Consider the following 17,929-nt stretch of genomic DNA (forward strand, 5'->3'; position numbering starts at 1 on the left):
CGCCGGAACGGATTTCCGACCATCACCGTGTCAGACGGCTCCGATCCACGCCATAAGGTCCCGCGCGCGGTGCTTCCATGTGTGATGTTGCGCCTGCCAAGCCCGACCGTTGGCCGCGATCCGCTCCGTCTCCCGATTGCGCGCGAGCCGACGGCCGATGTTGTCCGCCGCGTCGGCCATGTCGAGTCGAATAACCGCCTCCTCGGGGGCGTGCGCATCGAACCAGCGCGTCGGCACGGTCGCGGCCGCCGCGCCCGCGGCTTGGGCGTCGAATACCCGCTCGTGGGTTCCGTGAAATCCGGTGCAGGCGTTGAGCACGATCTTCGCGCGCGCCATCAACGCCTGAATCTCGTCCGCCGGACGCACGCCGAGAAAAACGAAACCGCAGTCCGCGTGACGCGCGGCAAACGCGTCCCATCCGCCCCCGGCCACGGTCACCGGCAGCCCTCGAAGCGACTCCAACAGTCGCCAGCGCGCATGGGCTCGCAAATAAACGTCGAGCGTCGCGAAGTACGGATGGATCGCGTAGGGGTTCCTGACATCGAGCCGGCCGCCGAGAATCTCTTCGATGGCCGCGGTCAACGGGCGCAGCGGCGCGGCGAGGTGGTTTTCGAGCACCGCGTTCAATTCCGCGGCGACCTTGGCGCCGTGTCGGATCCAGCTTTCCCGCGTCCGTTCCGGATTCTCGCATCCGGTGGCCGGAAACAGGAGCGCAATGTCGCGCTCCGCCCACGGCCGGCCCGATCCCGGCTCGGCCGCGTGCGGCAAATGGCGAACCGCAATCGCCGGCGCGACGGCATGCCAATAGTCGAGATCGCAATCGGACACCGTAGTGACGATCCGCCGTCGGATCGGAACCAAAACCTGATCGGCGTAGCCGACCAGCGGGTCGAAATAGATCGAAACCAACGGAAGCCCGATCCGGTCGAAGAGGTTGTTCTCGGCCCTGAGATCGAGACCGAGACCGGTCGCGCTGACGAAGAAATCCGCTTCGCCGCCTGCGACCGCCCGCCGCAACGTTTCGGCGAAGTCCGGCCGGCGAACGTCGAGCAGGGACGCACCCACGCCGCAAGCGGCGAGGCCCCGCGCCAATCCCGCCAGCATGCGTGCCACGTTGCCGTGGAGTACGTCGCCGGTGAACAGTATGGCCTTCTTCATTCGTAGGGTTTCGAACCGTGAACTCCGACCGTCGGGGAGTATATTCGGCGGCAGGCGAAATCGTGCATAATGATGATGGTCCCGCCCGACATGATGCCCGAATCCGCAAAGACCGACGACGAGCTCCGCGCCCGCCACCTGCGCGTGGCCGAGCCGTCCCCCTGGGTCGCGCGTTTCGCCCACCTGGTTCCGGCCAAGGGCTTGGTGCTCGATCTCGCCTGCGGCGGCGGACGACACGCGCGCTATTTCGCCGGGCGCAGCCACCCGGTAGTGGCGCTCGACCGCGACACGACGGCGCTCAGGGAATCCGCTCCGGCCGGCGTCGAAATCCTCACCGCCGATCTCGAGAACGGCGCGCCGGTGTTCGATCCGCCCGGTCCGCTCGCCGGACGCGCGTTTGCCGGCATCGTTGTCGTCAATTATTTGTATCGCCCGCTTTTGCCCCGGCTACTCGCCCTGCTCAATCCCGGCGGCGCGTTGATCTACGAAACCTTCGCGCGCGGCAACGAACGCTTCACCCGGCCGCGCAATCCCGATCACCTGCTGAAGGCGGGCGAGCTGCTGGAATTCGCGCGCGGCAGGCTCCAGGTCGTCGCCTACGAGCACGGGATAGTCGAGGGCGATCCGATCCCCGGCGTCAAACAACGCCTCGCCGCCGTCAACGACCTCGGACGTTCGACCCGCGCGGCGGCGGGCGAATCCCTGCCGCCAAATGACAAAGGCCGCGAGGATTCGCTCGCGGCGGGCGAGCCGGAACCGCATCCGCTCGCTTAGGAAAACTCCCGATCGCTCGAAATCGCCGGCACCTTGGCGCGCGCCTCGGCAACGCGGGCCGGGTCGATGCGCGCGACCACTATGCCCGGCTCCTCGCCGCCGTCGGCGAGCACTTCGCCCCACGGATCGACGATCAGCGAATGGCCATAGGTCTTGCGCCCGTCCGCATGCTCGCCGCATTGGGCCGGAGCGAAGACGAAGGTGCCGTTTTCGATCGCGCGCGCGCGCAGCAACACGTGCCAGTGCGCCCGTCCGGTCGGCCGGGTGAAGGCCGCCGGCACCGAAAAGAAGTCCGCGCCCCTTTTCGCCAGGGCGCGGTAGAGCTGCGGAAAGCGCATGTCGTAGCAGACGGTCATGCCGAGCCGCCCCCACGGCAGGTCCGCCGTCACCGCCCGATCGCCGGGGCGATAAGTGCGCGATTCGTGGTAGCGCTCGCCCTCGCCCAGATCGACGTCGAACATGTGAATCTTGTCGTAGCGGGCGGCGACGGTTCCGTCGGGCGCAAGCAGGAACGAGCGGTTGGCGACGCGCTCCGGCTCGCTCTCGGTCTTGACCACCAGCGAGCCCGCGAGCAGCCACGCCCCGGTTTTGCGCGCAAGATCGCGAAACGCCGCCAATGCCGGGTCTTCCGCCTCGGGCCGCGCCTTGGCCAGCACGGCGTCGCGCTTCGGCTCCAGCATGTTGACGATTTCCGGCAGCAGAATGAAATCGGCGCCCCGGTCGCGCGCGCGTCGGACCAGATCGACGGCGACGGGGATATTAATGTCGGGTTCGCGCGCCGAGGTGATCTGTACGCAGGCGACGGTGAAAATTGCTCCGGGCACTTGGTCGGCCCTCGCCTCAGGCCGCGAGGCCCAACAGCGTATCGAGCTTGCCCTGGCGATCGAGGGCGTGGAGATCGTCGGACCCGCCGATGCTTTTGCCGTCGATGAAGATTTGCGGCACCGTGCGCCGGCCTTCCGCGCGCTTCAGCATTTCGTCGAGCTTGCCCGGCGTGACGTCCACCTCGTATTCGGTGTAGGCGACACCCTTCTTGTCGAGCAGCGCCTTAGCCCGCCGACAATAGGGGCAGAGCGCGGTGGTGTAGATTTCGATCTTGGGCACGGTTTTCTCCTTCCGCTCGGTCGCTTGATATAGACCGGGCCCCCGCGCCAATCTAGGGGGGCCGGCCGCAGGAGCCCCCGATGTCCAGCCGCCTCGTGATCGTTTTTTGCCTGGTTCTGCCGCTCGCCTGGACGGGCGCGGCTTTCGCCGATCCCGTGGTCGGGCCGAGGCCGCAGGCGGTGGACGATATCCCGAGCGAAGGCGCGCCCGGCCACCGGGTGGAAACCTGGATCGGGGGGCTGGAGGCGCCCTGGTCGCTCGCGTTTCTGCCCGACGCGCGCGCGGGCGAATCCCCGCGCGCATCATCGAATGATGGGCCCCTATCGGGGCGCGCCCTGGTCAGCGAGCGGCCGGGTCGTATCCGCCTGATCCAAAACGGCGCGCTAAGGCCCGAACCCTACGCCCGGATCGACGTCGCCACCGGCGGCGAAGGCGGCCTGATGGGCTTGGCGCTCCATCCCGATTTTCCGCGGGCACCTTTCGTCTACGTCATGCACACCTATTTTCCGGGGCCGCTGCCGGCGTTCGCCCGCCGCAACAAGGTCATCCGCCTCCGCCATCTCGGCGATACGGGCGCGTTCGATCGCGTCGTGCTCGACGGCATTCCGGGCGCCCTCAACCACAACGGCGGGCGGATCGGCTTCGGCCCCGACCGCATGCTCTACGTAACGACCGGGGAAATCTACGAAGCGGAGCTGGCCCAGGACCCCGCTTCCCTCGCCGGAAAAATTCTGCGCGTCACCCCCGAAGGCGACGTTCCCGCCGACAATCCCATTTCCGGATCGCCGGTCTGGTCGCTCGGCCACCGCAACCCGCAAGGGCTCGCCTGGCAGCCGGCGAACGGGGACCTGTTCGCCTCCGAGCACGGACCGTCGGGCGAATTTGGCCTCGGCGGCCACGACGAAATCAACCTGATCCTCCGGGGAGCCAATTACGGCTGGCCGCGCGCCGTCGGCGCGCCGAACGTGGCGGCCTACCGCGATCCGCTGGTGGTCTGGAAGACGCCGACCACGCCGCCCTCGGGCATCGCCTTCTGGCGCGGCGATCTTTACGTCGCGACGCTCCGCAGCCAAGCGCTGATGCGCATCGCGCTCGCCCGCGCCGGAAACGATTACCGGATCACGCGCATCGAGCGCTGGTTCGCGCACGGTGACAATCGTCCCGGGCGGCTGCGCGACGCCGTCGCCGGGCCCGACGGGGCGCTGTACGTGCTCACCAACAACCGCGACGGCCGCGGGCGGCCGCGCGAGGGCGACGACCGGATTCTGAGAATCACTCGACCCTGATCACGCGGGCGAGCGTCAGCACGTCGACGGCGGAAGCGCCGGCGGCCATCAGCGCGCGGGCGCAGGCGTTGGCGGTCGCGCCGGTGGTCAGCACGTCGTCGATCAGCAGGATTCGCCGCCCGGCGACGCGGGCCTTTTCCGGCACCGCGATCGCGCCCCGGAGGTTGCGTTCGCGCGCCGACGGATTCAGTTTTCCCTGCGCGGGCGTGCGGCGGCGGCGCGCCAACAACCCGGCCTCGACCGGAATCCCCGTCCGTTCCCCGAGCGCGCGCGCGAGCAGCGCCGCCTGATTGTAGCGGCGCGCGAACAACCGCGTCCAATGCAGCGGCACCGGCGCCAGCACGTCGGCGTCGGCCAGCAGTTCGGCGCCCGCGCGCTGCAACCAGGTGCCGAAGGCGGGCGCGGCGTCGGTGCGGTCCCCGTGCTTGAAGCCGAGAATCAGGCCCCGGCTTGCCTCGTCGTAGACGAACGCGGCCCGGGCGCGGGCGAACGCCGGCCGCTCGGCCGCGCACGCGCCGCAGAGCGCGCCGGGGCCCGGATCGGCCTCGAACGGAACGCCGCACGCTTCGCATACCGGCCGGGCGAGGAAACGAAGTCCGCGCCAGCAGTCCGCGCACAGCGCCTCGCTCTCCACCACCCGACCGCACACCAGGCAGCGCGGCGGCAGCAGCGCGTCGAGACCCCAGCGGATCGCCCGGGCGATCCCGCTGCCGGCGGCGTCGTGCACGGCAACCCTTTCTTGTGCCATATATAACGAGCATGTCGGAAATACCCGTGGTCTTCAATCGCCGCGCCGTGCGCCGCCACCGCGACCGCGCCGCCGCCCGCTTCGCCGAACACGACTTCCTGTTCCGCGAGGTGGCCGAGCGCCTGCTCGACCGCCTCGACGACGTGACCCGCGCCTTTCCGCTCGCCCTCGACCTCGGCTGCCGCGCGGGCGCTATCGGCCGGATGCTGGGCGGGCGGGGCAAGGTCGAAACCCTGATCCAGTGCGATCTGTCGGAGGCGATGGCGAATGCCGCGAGCGGCCTTGCCGCCGTCGCCGACGAGGAAGCCCTGCCGTTCGCGCCCGCAACCTTCGATCTGGTCTTAAGCGCGCTCGCGCTTCACTGGACCAACGACCTGCCCGGCGCGCTGCTGCAAATCCGGCGCGCCCTCAAGCCCGACGGCCTTTTCCTCGGCGCGCTGTTCGGCGCCGACACGCTGCAGGAGCTGCGCCGCGCGCTGACCGAAGCCGAATTGGAGGTCGCGGGCGGGGCCAGCCCCCGCGTCGCGCCGTTCGCCGACGTGCGCGATTTGGGCGCGCTGCTGCAGCGCGCGGGCTTCGCGCTGCCGGTCGTCGACCGCGACACGATCACCGTCTCCTACACCGACCCCCTGCGCCTGATGCGGGACTTGCGCGGCATGGGCGAAGCCAATGCGGTCGCGGCGCGCCCCAAGCGGTTTTCGCGCCGTGCCCTGTTCGCCGCCGCGACCGAGCGTTATCTTCGCGTTTCGCGTGGCGCCGGGTCCGATGGCCGCGTGCCGGCGACCTTCCAGGTGATATTCCTGACCGCCTGGGCCCCGCACCCCGGCCAGCAACGGCCCTTGAAACCCGGCAGCGCCACGACTCGCCTCGCCCAAGCCCTCGACGCCGAAACCCGGAACCCGCGCCGATGAAATTTCCGACGCCCCTGGTGCGCGGCACGCTGCTCAGGCGCTACAAGCGCTTCCTCGCCGATGTCGAACTCGACGGCCGCGGGACGGTGACCGCCCATTGCGCCAACCCGGGCTCGATGCTGAGCGTAAACGCGCCCGGCTCGGAGGTATGGCTCTCCCAATCTCCCGACCCCGCGCGCAAGCTCCGTTATTCGTGGGAGTTGATCCGGGTCGGCGACACGCTCGTCGGCATCAACACCCAGCATCCCAATCGGCTGGTGGAGGAGGCGATCCACTACAAAAAAATTCCCGAGCTCGCCGGGTACGCCGCCTTGCGCCGCGAGGTGCGCTACGGCACGAATTCGCGCATCGACCTGCTGCTCGAAGATCCGCAGCGGCCTTCGTGCCACGTCGAGGTCAAGAACGTGACCATGAAACGCGACCTTGCGCCGTCCGCGCCGGCGGAGTTTCCCGATTCCCCGACCGCGCGCGGGAAAAAGCATCTCGATGAACTCGCCCGGGTGGCGGCCCGCGGCGGGCGGGCGGTGATGTTTTTTCTGGTCCAGCGCCAGGACGCCCGCGCCTTTGCCGTGGCCGCCGATATCGACCCGGCCTACGCCCGGGGGCTCGCCCGCGCCAAGGCCGAGGGCGTCGAGGTGCTGTGCTACGGTTGCCGCGTGAGTCCACGCGAAATCCACCTCGCCGGCCCGCTTGTCATCGGACTTTAGCTTGCGATCCGGCTTTAGCTTGGGGGTCGCTCCGGGCATAATGCGGGTTCGGGTCACGTCATGAACAACAATATGGATTTCGGCGAACGGCAAAGCGCGCACCGCGCCCCCCGCCACGTCAAGATTCACGGGGCGGAGGATTTCGCCGCCATGCGCAAGGCGGGAAGACTCGCCGCCGAGGTGCTCGACTTCGTCACCCCTTACGTCAAGCCCGGGGTAACGACCGAGGCGCTCGATCGCCTCTGCCACGATTTCATCGTCGGCGCGGGCGCCGTGCCGGCGCCGCTCAATTACCGCGGCTTTCCGAAATCCATCTGCGCGTCGGTCAACCACGTCGTCTGCCACGGCATTCCCGGTCCCAAGACGCTGGAGAACGGCGACATCGTCAACCTCGACATCACCGTGATCCTGGACGGCTGGTACGGCGACACCAGCCGCATGTTCTATGTGGGCGAGGTGGGCGTGAAGGCGCGCAGGCTGGTGGAAGCGACCTTCGAGGCGATGTGGAAGGGGATCGAGGCCGTGCGGCCGGGAGCGACGCTCGGCGATATCGGCCACGCCATCCAGATGCACGCCGAGGCGCGGCGCTTTTCCGTGGTGCGCGATTTCTGCGGTCACGGCATCGGGCGCGTGTTTCACGACGCGCCCAACATCATGCATTTCGGCAAACCCGGCGAAGGCCTGGTCTTGAAGGCCGGCATGTTCTTCACCATCGAGCCGATGATCAACGCCGGGCGCTTCGAGGTGAAGATCCTCGACGACGGCTGGACGGCGGTGACGCGCGATCGTTCGCTGTCGGCCCAGTTCGAGCACACCGTCGGCGTCAACGCCGACGGCTATGAAGTGTTCACCCTGTCGCCCAGGGGCTGGCACCAACCGCCCTACCCCGCGCCTTGACCGCGCCCGAGGGCAAATCCCCCCATGCCGGCCATCGCCGACGGCTGCGCGATCGATTCCTCAAGGGCGGCTCGGGCGCGCTTGCCGACTATGAATTGCTGGAATTGGTCCTCTGTCTCGCCCACCCGCGCGGCGACACCAAGCCGCTGGCCAAGCGCCTGATCGCCCGCTTCGGCTCGTTCGCCGCCGTGCTCGCCGCCGAATCCGAACGCGTCCGCGAGGTCGAGGGCGCCGGCGAGACCACCGCCGCCGCTCTCGCCGTGGTGCGCGCGGCGGCCGAACGGCTGGCGCGCGAGGAGGCGATGGTCAAGCCCGTGCTGTCGTCCTGGCAGGCGCTGACCGATTACCTGCGCGTCAGTATGGCGCGCGAAACCCGCGAGCAGTTCCGCGTGCTGTTCCTCAATCGCAAGAACATGCTGATCGCCGACGAGGTCCAGGGTCAGGGCACCATCGACCATACGCCCCTCTATCCGCGCGAGGTGGTCAAGCGCGCCCTCGAGCACGGCGCCGCCGCGCTCATCCTCGTCCACAACCATCCGAGCGGCGATCCGACGCCCTCCAAGGCCGACATCGCGATGACGCGCGAGGTCAAGGACGCCTGCGCCAAGCTCGGCATCGTGCTGCACGATCACCTGATCGTGTCGAAGCACGGCACGGCATCCCTGAAGTCGATGGGGATGTTGTAGGACTCAGGGCGCCCGTGGCGACCGGCGGGCCGCCCAAAAGCAGAACGCCGGAATGGCGATCCATTGCAATAACGGCGTAAGACCGGTCCCCCACGGCGGCACCACCGGCATCGCCTCGGCATAAGCCCAGCTTTGGCGCACCACGGTGTTGAGCCATTCGCTGTAGATCGTGTAGGCGATTCCGGCGGTGACGGTCACGGCGGCGACCGTGCCGAACCGCTCCGCCGGCCAGCGGGACCGGCCGCACGCGACCAGCGCCAAGGCCAACGCCGCCGCCGCGATGCCGAGATCGCCGGCGGTGCAGTGAACGACCGCCCACGCCATTTCGCCGGGCGAGGCGGTCGTCCACAGAGTGTAGAGCGGCAGCTGCGCGGATTCCCAAACGAGATGGCCGACGGCCCCCGCCGCCAGATAGCGGCGGAAAGCCGCCAGCCAGTTCGCCGGCGAATCCAAAGTCGTCGCCATCCGTATCATCAAAGGCCTCCCGGCACTTCACCTTCCGATGTCGATCACGTGCTGAAAGGTTCCATCGGGAAGGCGAATATCGATTCGCCACCGCCCGGACATGGTGACCGGTCCCGTCGCGCGATACACGCCGGGCGCCAGATGTTCGACCGTCGCACGGGTTGGAGGCATCGCATGCCCGACCATTTCAAAACCGACATCGACCCGGGCATCTTTCGGCATGGGGCCATTGTTTCGATCCTGGACCTGGAATTCGATGCGGACTATGCCCATCGGCGTCTCGATCAGGCGCCCGCGCACGGTCCACGCCGGGGTCCGCCCCTCGAAGGTGCCGGCGGCAGCAATGGTCCCGAGCGCTGGCGCGTTCGGCCGGCCGGCCGACGAACCGCTGCCGTCCCCGAAAAATAGGACAACGGCAAGAAAGCTTCCGGCCACCGCCAGAATTAATCCGAAGACGATGAAGAAGAACGCTCGCGACAGCATTGGTCTACCCGCTCGCAATCTTTGCCGGATTCGGGGCCACCCGGCTATGGCCGCGTATCCGCGGGGTCGCGCCCGACCTCAAGGCGGCGCCGCCCACGCATTATCCTGTTGACCGGATTTTCCCAGGCACTCGTAACGCCAGATCGCCGCCGGCGGCAAGTTCAGCCATATATGGTCCGCACGGATGACTTTCAATTTCAGCCGCCGAATGATCGGTTCGGAAACCGGCGGAAACGGGCCATATGTAAACTGGATGAACGGTCCTTCGGTCGCCATCAACCGAAAAGCGGATTTCAGGATCGCGCCCTGCTGACGGATGCTCATGAACAAAAACGGCAGACTGGACACGACGGCGGCAGCCCGGGTCACGCCTGCCTCCCGTGCAATCTTCCCGAGTCGCGACGCGTTGCTTTCGACGACATGAGCCCCTCGGAAACGGCGGCGCAGATGTTCCGCCATGCGACTGTCGAACTCCACGATCAACATCCGCTCCGGCCGAACGCCGGAATTGATGAGTGCTTCCGTCACCGACCCCGTTCCGGCGCCCAATTCGACGATCGTGCCCCTGGTTCGCCCGTCGATCTGCCGCGCCAGCGCCTCGGCGAGCGGACGGCCGCTGGGTAAGACCGAGCCCGTGCGCAGCGGGTTGCGGAACCAGCGGGACAAGAACAGCCAAGCCGGAACGGCCAGATCGGTCATCACGCCGTTTCGAACCGACGCCAGCGGCATTCCATCGACAGCTTGCGCCGTCATGTCTTGTACTCGACGGTCGTAATCATGTCGGCCGCCATGTGGCGCGGGTTGTGGTAATGGAGCGCCCGGTGCCGCGGTAGCAACGGGCGAGGCCAAGAACTGAGGGCGGGAAAGCGTGGTCATGACAAAACTCCCAGCTGTTAAGAACGGCGCCACCGGCCGACGCCGATGGCGCCCGACACCATGCGGCGCCGGTTCAATCAGTCCTGGGTCGTAAGTTTGGGAGGTCGGTATTCGGGGTGGACGATCCGCGCTGGTCCAAGATCGATGGCCGCCCACCGCACGACGCCCGCTTCGTCGTCGGACACGACCGCACTTGCGCGCGGCGGTCCGGCAAACGAGCAGTGGGCGCTGGCTTCGCACTGCTGGACGATGTTGTGGCTGTTTTTGGGCAAATCGTGGTCACTCGATCCGGCAACGCCGATGACAGCCATCCTGCTCGCATCCGCTTGGGCGGACGAAAGGTGGCCGTAATGAAGGAGAACGCCGAACGCAACCAGCAGACCCATAACGGCGCCAAGCCAACGCCCCCGCGCCGGCCAGCAACCGCGTCGCCTCCTGTCGTCGTCTCCGCCCGTCACGTCCCGATCCCTTACGTCCGCCGATCTCGGATGTGCCCCGGAAAACCCTTACGATGGTGACATCCCGCAGTCAAAATATATCCCTGGGCCCGACGCAAATCGAGAGCCTCCGTTTACTTCCATATGCCGTGGGGCGTGTGGCTCCGTTGATCTCGCGAATTGCGAAACCACACCCCCGACTTGCCGCCGGATTTAGTCCACGATCGATATCAACCGGCGTCGCAGATCCTCATTGCTTGGGCATGCCCGGCATGGGTGCCGCCCCGGACCCTTGCCCCATACCCTGACCTGGCCCCATTCCTGACCCGGGCCCCATACCCTGTCCCATGCCTTGGCCCATCGTGCCCTGGCCCTGGGGCATCGATCCGCCGCCCATCATTCCCCCGCCCATATGGCCGGGCGGCATCATTCCGGGTTGCATCATTCCCTGGCCCGTCATACCCCCGCCGCCGGGCGCCGCCGCGCCGGGCTGAATGGCGACGCCGAGCTTGTCGAGAGTCGCCTTGTCGGGCTCGCCGGTGACGGGCAGATGGTGCTGCGACTGGTACTTGCGGACCGCCTCGCGCGTCGCGCCGTCGAGCACGCCATCGGTCTTGACCGCGATCCCTTGCTTGTTGAGCGCCTCCTGCAGCGCCTTGATGGTGGCCGAAGAAAGCCCCGAAGGCGCGGTTGGCGCCGGCGCCTGGGCGAAAACGGGAACCGGCGTCCCTCCGGTCACTCCGGCCGCCAGCACAACGGCCGCAATCGCAATCAAACGCGGGATCATCGAAGTCTTCATGGCACGTTTCCTTTCATGGTTGGCGAAAATCCCCTCCAGGCACGCACACGACCTCAAAACCAGAATCGCACGCCGGCGACGACCGAGCGGTTGTCCGCCCGGTTCCCCTCTTCGCGCGCGTAGTCGGCGGCCTGGCCGAGCTTCCGCTCCCAATGGAAGCCGACGTAAGGCGCAAATTCGCGGACGATTTCGTAACGCAAGCGCAGGCCGGCGCTGACTGAATCGACGCCGGAGCCGACGTGACGCTCCTTGACGCTTTGCACCGCCAAATTGATCTCGGCGCTCGGTTGCAGGATCAATTTCTGGGTGACGAGCCAGTCGGTCTCGCCCTTGAGCCGGGCCGACACCTCGCCCTCATGGCTGACGAAGGCCGCGGCGTCGACCTCGATCATGTATGGCGCCGTTCCTTGCGCGCCGAACACGGCGAAGGTGCGATCGGGGTCCGGCTTGATGTCCTGGCGCAAACCCACCACCGCGTCGAAAAAATCCGAGACTCGGCGGCTGTAGAGAAGCTGGAATTCCCCTTTTTCCAGTTTGCCGTCGTTGGGCTTTTCGCCTTCGGCCTTGATTCGAATCTTGTCGTCGTCGGTGCCGATCCAGCCTTCGGCGTCCCAGGCGAGATTGTCCTTGCCGGTGCCGCTCCGGTATTCGAGCTGCTCGGCCTGAACGAACGTAAATATCTGTCCGGGCTCGGCGGCATCCACCGGCGACACGGACAAGGGCGCGACGATCACGGCGGCGAGCAAACGGTACATTTTCGTCATGTGCTCGCCCCCTTCGGCCCAACAATGAAGCGAGTCATCATCCCCGATGCCATGTGGTACATGAGGTGGCAATGGAACGGCCAATCGCCCGGTTCGTCGGCGGTGAGCAGGGCCGAGACTTCTTGCCCCGGCGGCACGACGACCACGTGCTTGAGCGGCCGGCGGTCGGTTTGCCCGTTCTCCACCTCGACGAACATCCCGTGCAGGTGCATCGGGTGCGCCATCATGGTTTCGTTGACGAACTTGATCCGCACCCGTTCGCCGTATTTGACGCGGATCGGTTCTTCCTTGCCGAACGGGCGGCCGTTCAGGTTCCACATGTAGCGATCCATGATCCCGGTGAGGCGGACCTCAATCTCCTGGCTCGGTTCGCGCGCGTCCGCGTTCTTAGCCGCCGAACGGAGATCGGCGTAGGCGAGCGCCTTCTGGCCCGGCGGCGTCGCGGCATCCGCCCAGCCGAATGGCCGCTTGCCGCTGGCGTCTTGGGTCGTTGGCATGGCGCCGTGCCCCATGGCCGAATGGTCCATCCCGGGCATGGACATCTTGCTGTGGTCCATGCCGGACATGGCGCCGCCTTGGCCCATCGCCCCATGGCCCATCGCCGAGTGATCCATACCGGCATGCGCCGCACCCATGTCGGCCATGCTGAGGATGGTGCGCGGGCGCTGTTCGGGGATCGCCCCTTCCATCCCTTCGCGGGGCGCGAGCGTCGCCCGGGCATAGCCCGAACGGTCGATCGGCTCGGCGAAGACGGTAAAGGCCTTGTCCTCGCGCGGCAGCACGATCACGTCGTAGGTCTCGCCGACGCCGAAGCGGAACTCGTCGACGCGGACCGGCTGGACGTTCTGGCCGTCCGCCGCAACCACCGTCATCGGCAAGCCCGGAATCCGCACGTCGAAGAAGCTCATGGCCGAGGCGTTGATGAAGCGCAGCCTGACCCGCTCGCCCGGCTTGAACAGCGCCGTCCAGTTGTCGCGAGGGCCCTTTCCGTTGACCAGAAAAGCGTAGCCGGTGACGTCGGCAAGATCGGTCGGGTCCATCCGCATTTCGCCCCATTCGAGGCGGTCCTTGAGCGCGGCGCCGAAGCCGTCGCGGTCCGCGTCGCGGAAAAAGTCGACCAGCGTCCGCTTGCCCCGGTTGTAATACCCGGCGTTGGCCTTGAGCTTGGCCATCACCCGCATCGGGTCTTCCTGGGTATGGTCGGAAAGCGCCACCACATAGTCGCGGTCGGCGCGGACGGGATCGCGGCCCCGGGGCTCGATCACGATTCCCCCGTACATGCCGGCCTGCTCCTGCAAGCCGGAATGGCTGTGGTACCAATAGGTGCCGCTCTGGCGGAGCTTGAAGCGGTAGGTGAAGGTCTCGCCCGGCGGGATCGGAGCAAATCCGTTGAATCCCGGCGCGCCGTCCATGTCGCCGTCGAGCAGCAGCCCGTGCCAGTGGATCGAGGTCGATTCCTTGAGACGGTTGGTGGCCTGGATGGTCACTTCTTCGCCTTCGCGCCAGCGCAACGTCGGCGCCGGAACCGAACCGCCCATCATGACAGCGTTGCTCTCGATTCCGTCGACGACGATCCGGCCCGCCTCGACGGCAATCGCGTATTCTTTCGTCGCCGAGGCGAAGCTGATCCGGCCGGGATAGACGGCGACGAGGCCGGCCGCGCCGGCGAGCTTGAGCGCGTTCCGCCGGGAAAGGCCGTGAAGATCGGTGGACATGGCGCGATCCCTCCTCACCATCCGCCGCTAAAGTCGAGCTTGCCGACCATGCCCGCCTCGTAATGGCCGGGAATGGTGCAGGCGAATTCGAGTTCTATCGCCTTGGAGAATTTCCAGACCAGCTCGGCCTGCTTGCCCGGCTCAACCAGCACGCTGCCGGTTTCCGGGCCGTGGTCGTGCGCGGCCATGCCCATCTTGGCGTGGTCCATCTTCATCATGTCCTTGTTGATCCCGGTCGCCGTAATCATGCCGTGGTCCATCATCATCTTCATCATGTCCTGGTGTTTGGCGTGGTCGTTGGGCTGGCCGAGCGCGAACTCGTGCAAAAGATCGCCCTTGTTGACGATGACGAAGCGGACCGTCTCGCCCGCCTTCACGGCGACGGTTTCCGGTTCGTAAAGATTGTCCTTCATGATGATGGTGACGGTGCGGGTCGTGGACGTGGCTTTGGCCACTTCGCCGAAGGGGTGTTTCTGGGCCGGGCCGGCGAGGGCGGCGCCGGCCCCAAGCGTTATGAGGCCGAAAACGGCGGCGACGAAACTTGAGCGAATCATATGCATGACGCGTGCAATCCTTGTCTGGTGTTGAAGTCGAACGGATGGCGCTCACGCGCGAGCTGCGGCCCGGCCGTTCAAGCCCGGCACGGCTAAAGACGCGCGAAGAGCGGATTTAGATCAGGAAGCGCGCGGAGGGCGCAGCGGCGGCGCGGACGAGCCGAGCGGAACGAAGGTGTCGGGCGCCAGCACCGAAACGGTGGCTGGCGCGCGGAGGACGGTTCCGGACGGAATCGGCGTCACGGCCGAAAACGAGCAGCCGGGCGGGCAGCAGCGGTCGATGCCGCCAGCAGAGTTTTCGTCGCACGAACCCAGCAGGGCTTCGGCATCGCTCCCGACGTGCGCGGACGCGGAAACTATCGGCGAGCCTGCCGTTTCGTGCCCGGGCGCGGCAACGCCGGCCAAGCCCCACAGCAGGGTCGCGGCGACCGCAAAGGCGGAAACGATTTTACGGAACCGGCGCGACACGCAAATATTTCCTCGGACGTTCCTCGCCCACGAGCGGGCGAGAGGCGTGGATAGCAAAAGCGGATTCTAAAGACAAGCCGAAAAAGGGCCATCTTCAATCACAAGCGCGAAATCCGTATTCCCGCCAAAAACTGTTTCCCATTGCAAACTCCATGGTCTTCGTCTCACGTCCTCACGGCGCGAAGGGTCGCCCAGAGGGCGGCGGCAAAGCCGAGAACGCCGAGCAGCGGCACGTCGGCATAGTCGCCGAAGACGTGAGGGCCGATGTCGTACTGGAGGAGCAAGGAAGAAGCGACGAATAAACCCATCGACACCAGCGCGAACGCCACCCGCCGGCCGCCGCGCTCCACGGCGTCCTCGACGCGATCGATACCGTGAAGACGCAAGCCGAACTCCGGTCTTCCTCCTTCGCCCTGGAGCCGGTGGAGCCAGGCGCCAAGCAGCGCCGGTAAATCCTCCGCGGTCATTGCGGCTTCGCTCTTCAGCCGCTCCATCTTGCCGGTGCTCTGCGATTGCCGGAGGGTAGTCTCGAATATCTTTTCGCCCTTGGCCAACAGTTCCTTGACGAGGATGTATTCGGGATCGAGGCTTCGTACCGTGCTTTCGATCAGAAACATGGTGCGCAAAAGGACGAGCAGATTAGGCGGAATGGTCACACTTTCGCCGCGCCCGATCCGCAAGATTTGCAGAAAGGCCTGGGCGATCGACAGATCGTTGAGCGGCAACGCGGCGTAATCGGCCATGATCTCGTCGAAGGCGCGCCGGAATTCCGCGCGATCGACCGCCGCGTCGATCACGCCGAGGGCAATCGCCGTGTCGAGCAGCCAAGCCGAGTCTTGATGGGCGAATGCCTGCGTGAACAGCGCAAGATTTCGACGCGTTGCGCGGTCGAGATAGCCGGTCAGACCGAAATCGTGAAAGCAGATGCGTCCCGAGTTCATGATAAACAAATTGCCCGGGTGCGGATCGCCGTGGAAGACGCCGAGCACGAAGAACTGGTGGAGATAGGCGTCAACGAAATTATCGGCCAAGCGCCGTCTGTCTTCGTCGTTAATCGGATCGTCAACGCGGCGGCCACTGCTCATCTCCTGCACCAGGACTGACTCGGCGCCGAGTCCGTCGATCACTGTCGGTACATGCACCGTCTTCCAATCCTTGAAGGCCTCCTTGAAACGCCGGGCGTTGCGTGCCTCCCGCCGGAAGTCGGTCTCGTTGCGGAGATTGGTCCAGGTCTCCTCCACCAGGCGAAGCGGGTGGTAGCGGCGGAGACGAGGGGCCAGAAGTTCAGTCGCGCGCGCGAACATCCGCAGCATGCGCATGTCCCGGCGGATTTGATCCTGAATCCCCGGTCTGCGCACTTTGACGACCACCATCCGTCCGTCGTGGAGGCGTGCTTTGTGCGCCTGCGCGATGGAAGCGGCGGCGAAGGGGACCGGATCGAATTCCGCAAACAACTCGGCGATCGGCCGGCCGAGCGCCGTTTCGATCTCGCGTATCGCCTTCGCGGCGGGAAAAGGATTTACATGCTCATGAAACCGTTGCAGAGCCTTGATGTAGTGGTCCGGCAGCATTTCCTGGTGCAAGCTCAGGATTTGGCCGAACTTGACGAACGTCGTGCCAAGCCGTTCGAGGGTCACGGCGAATCGCTCCGCCAGCGTCGGCAAACGCCGGGGACGAAACAGGTACAGATAGAGGGCGTGAACCGCGAAATTCGCCGCCGCGAACCCAACGCGCAGCAACCGGCCGATAAACATCATTTCATGGCATCCATGTCTGCAGGGGAAGCATCCGATTGAAAGGTGAACTTCGAGCGGATCGTACGCATGACGCGTGCAATCCTTGTCTGGTGTTGAAGTCGAACGGATGGCGCTCGCGCGCGAGCTGCGGCCCGGCCGTTCAAGCCCGGCGCGGCTCAAGACGCGCGCAAAACGGATTTAGATCAGGAAACGCGCGGAGGACGCAAAGGCGGCGCGGATGAGCGGAGCGGAACGAAAGCGTCCGGCGTCAGGGCTGGAATGCCGGATGATTCGTGAAAAACGATTCCCGAAGGTGCGGCTGTCATCGCCGAAAAGGCGCATTCCGGCGGACAGCAGCGGTCGAATCCGCCGCCGTAACCGTGGAGGGAATTTCGGTCGCACGAACCCGGGGCGGCGTCGACGACGTGTCCGCCTTGCGCGGACGCAGCGATTCCGCCGGTCGACGCTATCATCGGCGAACCCGTCATTTCGTGTCCTGGAACAACTGCGCCTGCGAATCCCCAAAGCAAGGTCGCAGTGACCGCGAACATGGAAACGATTCGCCGGATTTGGCGCGGCAGACGGATCAACTTTCTCTCCGGGACTTGCCCTCGATCATGAAATGACGGACGTTGCGTTCTGTCAAGCGCGCCCGCGAAGGACAGCCGCAAGATGAGCAAATTCACCCGCCTCGACGAACGCCTGCACGATTACCTGGTCGCGGTCGGGACGCGCGAGCATCCCGCCCTCGCGCGTCTTCGCGCCGAAACTGCGACCATGCCCAAGGCGGGCATGCAGATTTCCCCCGATCAGGGGGCGTTCATGCAATTTCTCGTGCGGTCACTCGGCGCGCGGGCGTGCCTCGAAATCGGCGTGTTCACCGGCTACAGCTCGCTGGCGGTCGCGCTGGCGCTGCCCGCCGACGGGCGGCTCACCGCCCTCGACGCGAACGCCGAATGGACCGCCGTCGCCAGGCGCTATTGGGCCGAAGCCGGCGTCGCCGACAAGATCGAGTTTCGCCTCGGCCCGGCGGCCGGCTCCCTCGACGCCCTTCTCGCCGAAGGTCGCGCCGGAACGTACGACTTCGCCTTCATCGACGCCGACAAGGAAAACTACGAGCCGTACTTCGAGCGCTGCCTCGCGCTCGTGCGTCCGGGCGGCGTGATCGCCGCCGACAACGTGCTGTGGGACGGCGCGGTGATCGATCCCAAGGATACCGACGCGGATACCGAGGCGATCCGCGCTTTCAACCGCGCCCGCCACATCGACGAGCGCATCGATCTCTGCCTGGTGCCGATCGCCGACGGGCTTACGCTTGCCCGCAAGCGCGGCTGATCGCCGAGGATCGCTTAATCACTTGA

General features: G+C 66.4%; 20 protein-coding genes and 1 pseudogene. 7 read left to right on the forward strand and 14 right to left on the reverse strand.

Annotated features, from left to right (window positions below; all coding sequences use genetic code 11):
- Nucleotides 1-30: 30 nt before the first annotated feature.
- On the reverse strand, nt 31-1,158 hold the full coding sequence (locus FJ311_00725) for a glycosyltransferase family 1 protein (GenBank protein ID MBM3949961.1): 1,128 nt from the start codon (nt 1,156-1,158) through the stop codon (nt 31-33).
- A 93-nt stretch (nt 1,159-1,251) separates the two neighbouring features.
- Here FJ311_00725 and FJ311_00730 point away from each other — a divergent pair.
- Nucleotides 1,252-1,854: pseudogene (locus FJ311_00730) on the forward strand (class I SAM-dependent methyltransferase).
- Between the two features lie 74 nt (nt 1,855-1,928).
- On the opposite strand, the gene FJ311_00735 reads toward FJ311_00730, so the two are convergent.
- Both FJ311_00735 and grxC read right to left on the reverse strand, forming a co-directional pair.
- Entirely contained in the window at nt 1,929-2,744 is an 816-nt protein-coding gene (locus FJ311_00735) for a carbon-nitrogen hydrolase family protein (protein MBM3949962.1), read from the reverse strand.
- Nucleotides 2,745-2,772: 28 nt separating this feature from the next.
- On the reverse strand, nt 2,773-3,036 hold the full coding sequence (grxC, locus tag FJ311_00740; protein MBM3949963.1) for a glutaredoxin 3: 264 nt from the start codon (nt 3,034-3,036) through the stop codon (nt 2,773-2,775).
- Between the two features lie 80 nt (nt 3,037-3,116).
- On the opposite strand from grxC, the gene FJ311_00745 reads away from it, so the two are divergent.
- Nucleotides 3,117-4,322 (forward strand): PQQ-dependent sugar dehydrogenase, encoded by a 1,206-nt coding sequence (locus FJ311_00745; protein ID MBM3949964.1) that lies wholly within the window; start codon nt 3,117-3,119, stop codon nt 4,320-4,322.
- Here the strand turns inward: FJ311_00745 and FJ311_00750 are convergent.
- Nucleotides 4,309-5,070, reverse strand: coding sequence for a ComF family protein (locus FJ311_00750; protein MBM3949965.1), 762 nt, complete (start codon nt 5,068-5,070; stop codon nt 4,309-4,311). The two genes, FJ311_00745 and FJ311_00750, sit on opposite strands and share 14 nt — an antisense overlap.
- 11 nt (nt 5,071-5,081) lie before the next feature.
- On the opposite strand from FJ311_00750, the gene FJ311_00755 reads away from it, so the two are divergent.
- The 4 genes from FJ311_00755 (at nt 5,082) to FJ311_00770 (ending at nt 8,271) form a co-directional block, all read left to right on the forward strand.
- Entirely contained in the window at nt 5,082-5,981 is a 900-nt protein-coding gene (locus tag FJ311_00755; protein ID MBM3949966.1) for a methyltransferase domain-containing protein, read from the forward strand.
- Entirely contained in the window at nt 5,978-6,688 is a 711-nt protein-coding gene (gene sfsA / locus FJ311_00760) for a DNA/RNA nuclease SfsA (protein ID MBM3949967.1), read from the forward strand. Before FJ311_00755 ends, sfsA begins: the two co-directional genes overlap by 4 nt.
- 72 nt (nt 6,689-6,760) lie before the next feature.
- Nucleotides 6,761-7,585 carry a type I methionyl aminopeptidase gene (gene map / locus FJ311_00765; GenBank protein ID MBM3949968.1) on the forward strand — a complete coding sequence of 275 codons (825 nt, stop codon included), beginning with the start codon at nt 6,761-6,763 and terminating at the stop codon, nt 7,583-7,585.
- Entirely contained in the window at nt 7,555-8,271 is a 717-nt protein-coding gene (locus FJ311_00770) for a JAB domain-containing protein (protein MBM3949969.1), read from the forward strand. The genes map and FJ311_00770 overlap by 31 nt, the downstream gene beginning before the upstream one ends.
- A gap of 3 nt (nt 8,272-8,274) precedes the next feature.
- Here FJ311_00770 and FJ311_00775 read toward each other — a convergent pair whose 3' ends face one another.
- The 10 genes from FJ311_00775 to FJ311_00820 all read right to left on the reverse strand — a co-directional run bounded on the left by FJ311_00775 (nt 8,275) and on the right by FJ311_00820 (nt 16,589).
- Nucleotides 8,275-8,745 carry a hypothetical protein gene (locus tag FJ311_00775; protein ID MBM3949970.1) on the reverse strand — a complete coding sequence of 157 codons (471 nt, stop codon included), beginning with the start codon at nt 8,743-8,745 and terminating at the stop codon, nt 8,275-8,277.
- An 18-nt stretch (nt 8,746-8,763) separates the two neighbouring features.
- Nucleotides 8,764-9,219, reverse strand: coding sequence for a FixH family protein (locus FJ311_00780; protein ID MBM3949971.1), 456 nt, complete (start codon nt 9,217-9,219; stop codon nt 8,764-8,766).
- A 78-nt stretch (nt 9,220-9,297) separates the two neighbouring features.
- A complete protein-coding gene (locus tag FJ311_00785) occupies nt 9,298-9,972 on the reverse strand; it encodes a hypothetical protein (protein MBM3949972.1) in 675 nt (224 codons plus the stop codon).
- A 200-nt stretch (nt 9,973-10,172) separates the two neighbouring features.
- Complete coding sequence (locus FJ311_00790) at nt 10,173-10,406, reverse strand: hypothetical protein (GenBank protein ID MBM3949973.1); 234 nt, start codon at nt 10,404-10,406, stop codon at nt 10,173-10,175.
- Between the two features lie 376 nt (nt 10,407-10,782).
- Nucleotides 10,783-11,331, reverse strand: coding sequence for a peptidoglycan-binding protein (locus tag FJ311_00795; protein ID MBM3949974.1), 549 nt, complete (start codon nt 11,329-11,331; stop codon nt 10,783-10,785).
- 53 nt (nt 11,332-11,384) lie between these two features.
- A complete protein-coding gene (locus FJ311_00800) occupies nt 11,385-12,095 on the reverse strand; it encodes a copper resistance protein B (protein MBM3949975.1) in 711 nt (236 codons plus the stop codon).
- Nucleotides 12,092-13,810, reverse strand: coding sequence for a copper resistance system multicopper oxidase (locus tag FJ311_00805; GenBank protein MBM3949976.1), 1,719 nt, complete (start codon nt 13,808-13,810; stop codon nt 12,092-12,094). The genes FJ311_00800 and FJ311_00805 overlap by 4 nt, the downstream gene beginning before the upstream one ends.
- A 14-nt stretch (nt 13,811-13,824) precedes the next feature.
- A complete protein-coding gene (locus FJ311_00810) occupies nt 13,825-14,370 on the reverse strand; it encodes a copper-binding protein (protein ID MBM3949977.1) in 546 nt (181 codons plus the stop codon).
- Nucleotides 14,371-14,484: 114 nt separating this feature from the next.
- The gene (locus tag FJ311_00815; protein ID MBM3949978.1) at nt 14,485-14,832 is read right to left on the reverse strand and encodes a hypothetical protein; all 348 of its coding nucleotides are present in this window, start codon (nt 14,830-14,832) and stop codon (nt 14,485-14,487) included.
- Between the two features lie 164 nt (nt 14,833-14,996).
- Nucleotides 14,997-16,589, reverse strand: coding sequence for an AarF/ABC1/UbiB kinase family protein (locus tag FJ311_00820; GenBank protein ID MBM3949979.1), 1,593 nt, complete (start codon nt 16,587-16,589; stop codon nt 14,997-14,999).
- Nucleotides 16,590-17,240: 651 nt separating this feature from the next.
- Between FJ311_00820 and FJ311_00825 the strand changes: the two genes are divergently transcribed.
- The gene (locus FJ311_00825) at nt 17,241-17,903 is read left to right on the forward strand and encodes an SAM-dependent methyltransferase (GenBank protein MBM3949980.1); all 663 of its coding nucleotides are present in this window, start codon (nt 17,241-17,243) and stop codon (nt 17,901-17,903) included.
- Nucleotides 17,904-17,929 lie beyond the last annotated feature (26 nt).

The sequence above is a fragment of the Rhodospirillales bacterium genome (genome assembly GCA_016872535.1).
GTDB lineage: Bacteria > Pseudomonadota > Alphaproteobacteria > Rhodospirillales > 2-12-FULL-67-15 > 2-12-FULL-67-15.

Bases quoted from the DNA above. Each gene is read 5' to 3' on its own strand.
- FJ311_00820 (MBM3949979.1), bottom strand. From the start codon at position 16,589: ATGATGTTTATCGGCCGGTTGCTGCGCGTTGGGTTCGCGGCGGCGAAT.
- FJ311_00745 (MBM3949964.1), top strand. From the start codon at position 3,117: ATGTCCAGCCGCCTCGTGATCGTTTTTTGCCTGGTTCTGCCGCTCGCC.
- FJ311_00780 (MBM3949971.1), bottom strand. From the start codon at position 9,219: ATGCTGTCGCGAGCGTTCTTCTTCATCGTCTTCGGATTAATTCTGGCG.
- FJ311_00825 (MBM3949980.1), top strand. From the start codon at position 17,241: ATGAGCAAATTCACCCGCCTCGACGAACGCCTGCACGATTACCTGGTC.
- FJ311_00810 (MBM3949977.1), bottom strand. From the start codon at position 14,370: ATGCATATGATTCGCTCAAGTTTCGTCGCCGCCGTTTTCGGCCTCATA.
- FJ311_00755 (MBM3949966.1), top strand. From the start codon at position 5,082: ATGTCGGAAATACCCGTGGTCTTCAATCGCCGCGCCGTGCGCCGCCAC.
- FJ311_00805 (MBM3949976.1), bottom strand. From the start codon at position 13,810: ATGTCCACCGATCTTCACGGCCTTTCCCGGCGGAACGCGCTCAAGCTC.
- FJ311_00785 (MBM3949972.1), bottom strand. From the start codon at position 9,972: ATGACGGCGCAAGCTGTCGATGGAATGCCGCTGGCGTCGGTTCGAAAC.
- FJ311_00775 (MBM3949970.1), bottom strand. From the start codon at position 8,745: ATGATACGGATGGCGACGACTTTGGATTCGCCGGCGAACTGGCTGGCG.
- FJ311_00800 (MBM3949975.1), bottom strand. From the start codon at position 12,095: ATGACGAAAATGTACCGTTTGCTCGCCGCCGTGATCGTCGCGCCCTTG.
- FJ311_00795 (MBM3949974.1), bottom strand. From the start codon at position 11,331: ATGAAGACTTCGATGATCCCGCGTTTGATTGCGATTGCGGCCGTTGTG.
- sfsA (MBM3949967.1), top strand. From the start codon at position 5,978: ATGAAATTTCCGACGCCCCTGGTGCGCGGCACGCTGCTCAGGCGCTAC.
- map (MBM3949968.1), top strand. From the start codon at position 6,761: ATGGATTTCGGCGAACGGCAAAGCGCGCACCGCGCCCCCCGCCACGTC.
- FJ311_00790 (MBM3949973.1), bottom strand. From the start codon at position 10,406: ATGGCTGTCATCGGCGTTGCCGGATCGAGTGACCACGATTTGCCCAAA.
- FJ311_00725 (MBM3949961.1), bottom strand. From the start codon at position 1,158: ATGAAGAAGGCCATACTGTTCACCGGCGACGTACTCCACGGCAACGTG.
- FJ311_00750 (MBM3949965.1), bottom strand. From the start codon at position 5,070: ATGGCACAAGAAAGGGTTGCCGTGCACGACGCCGCCGGCAGCGGGATC.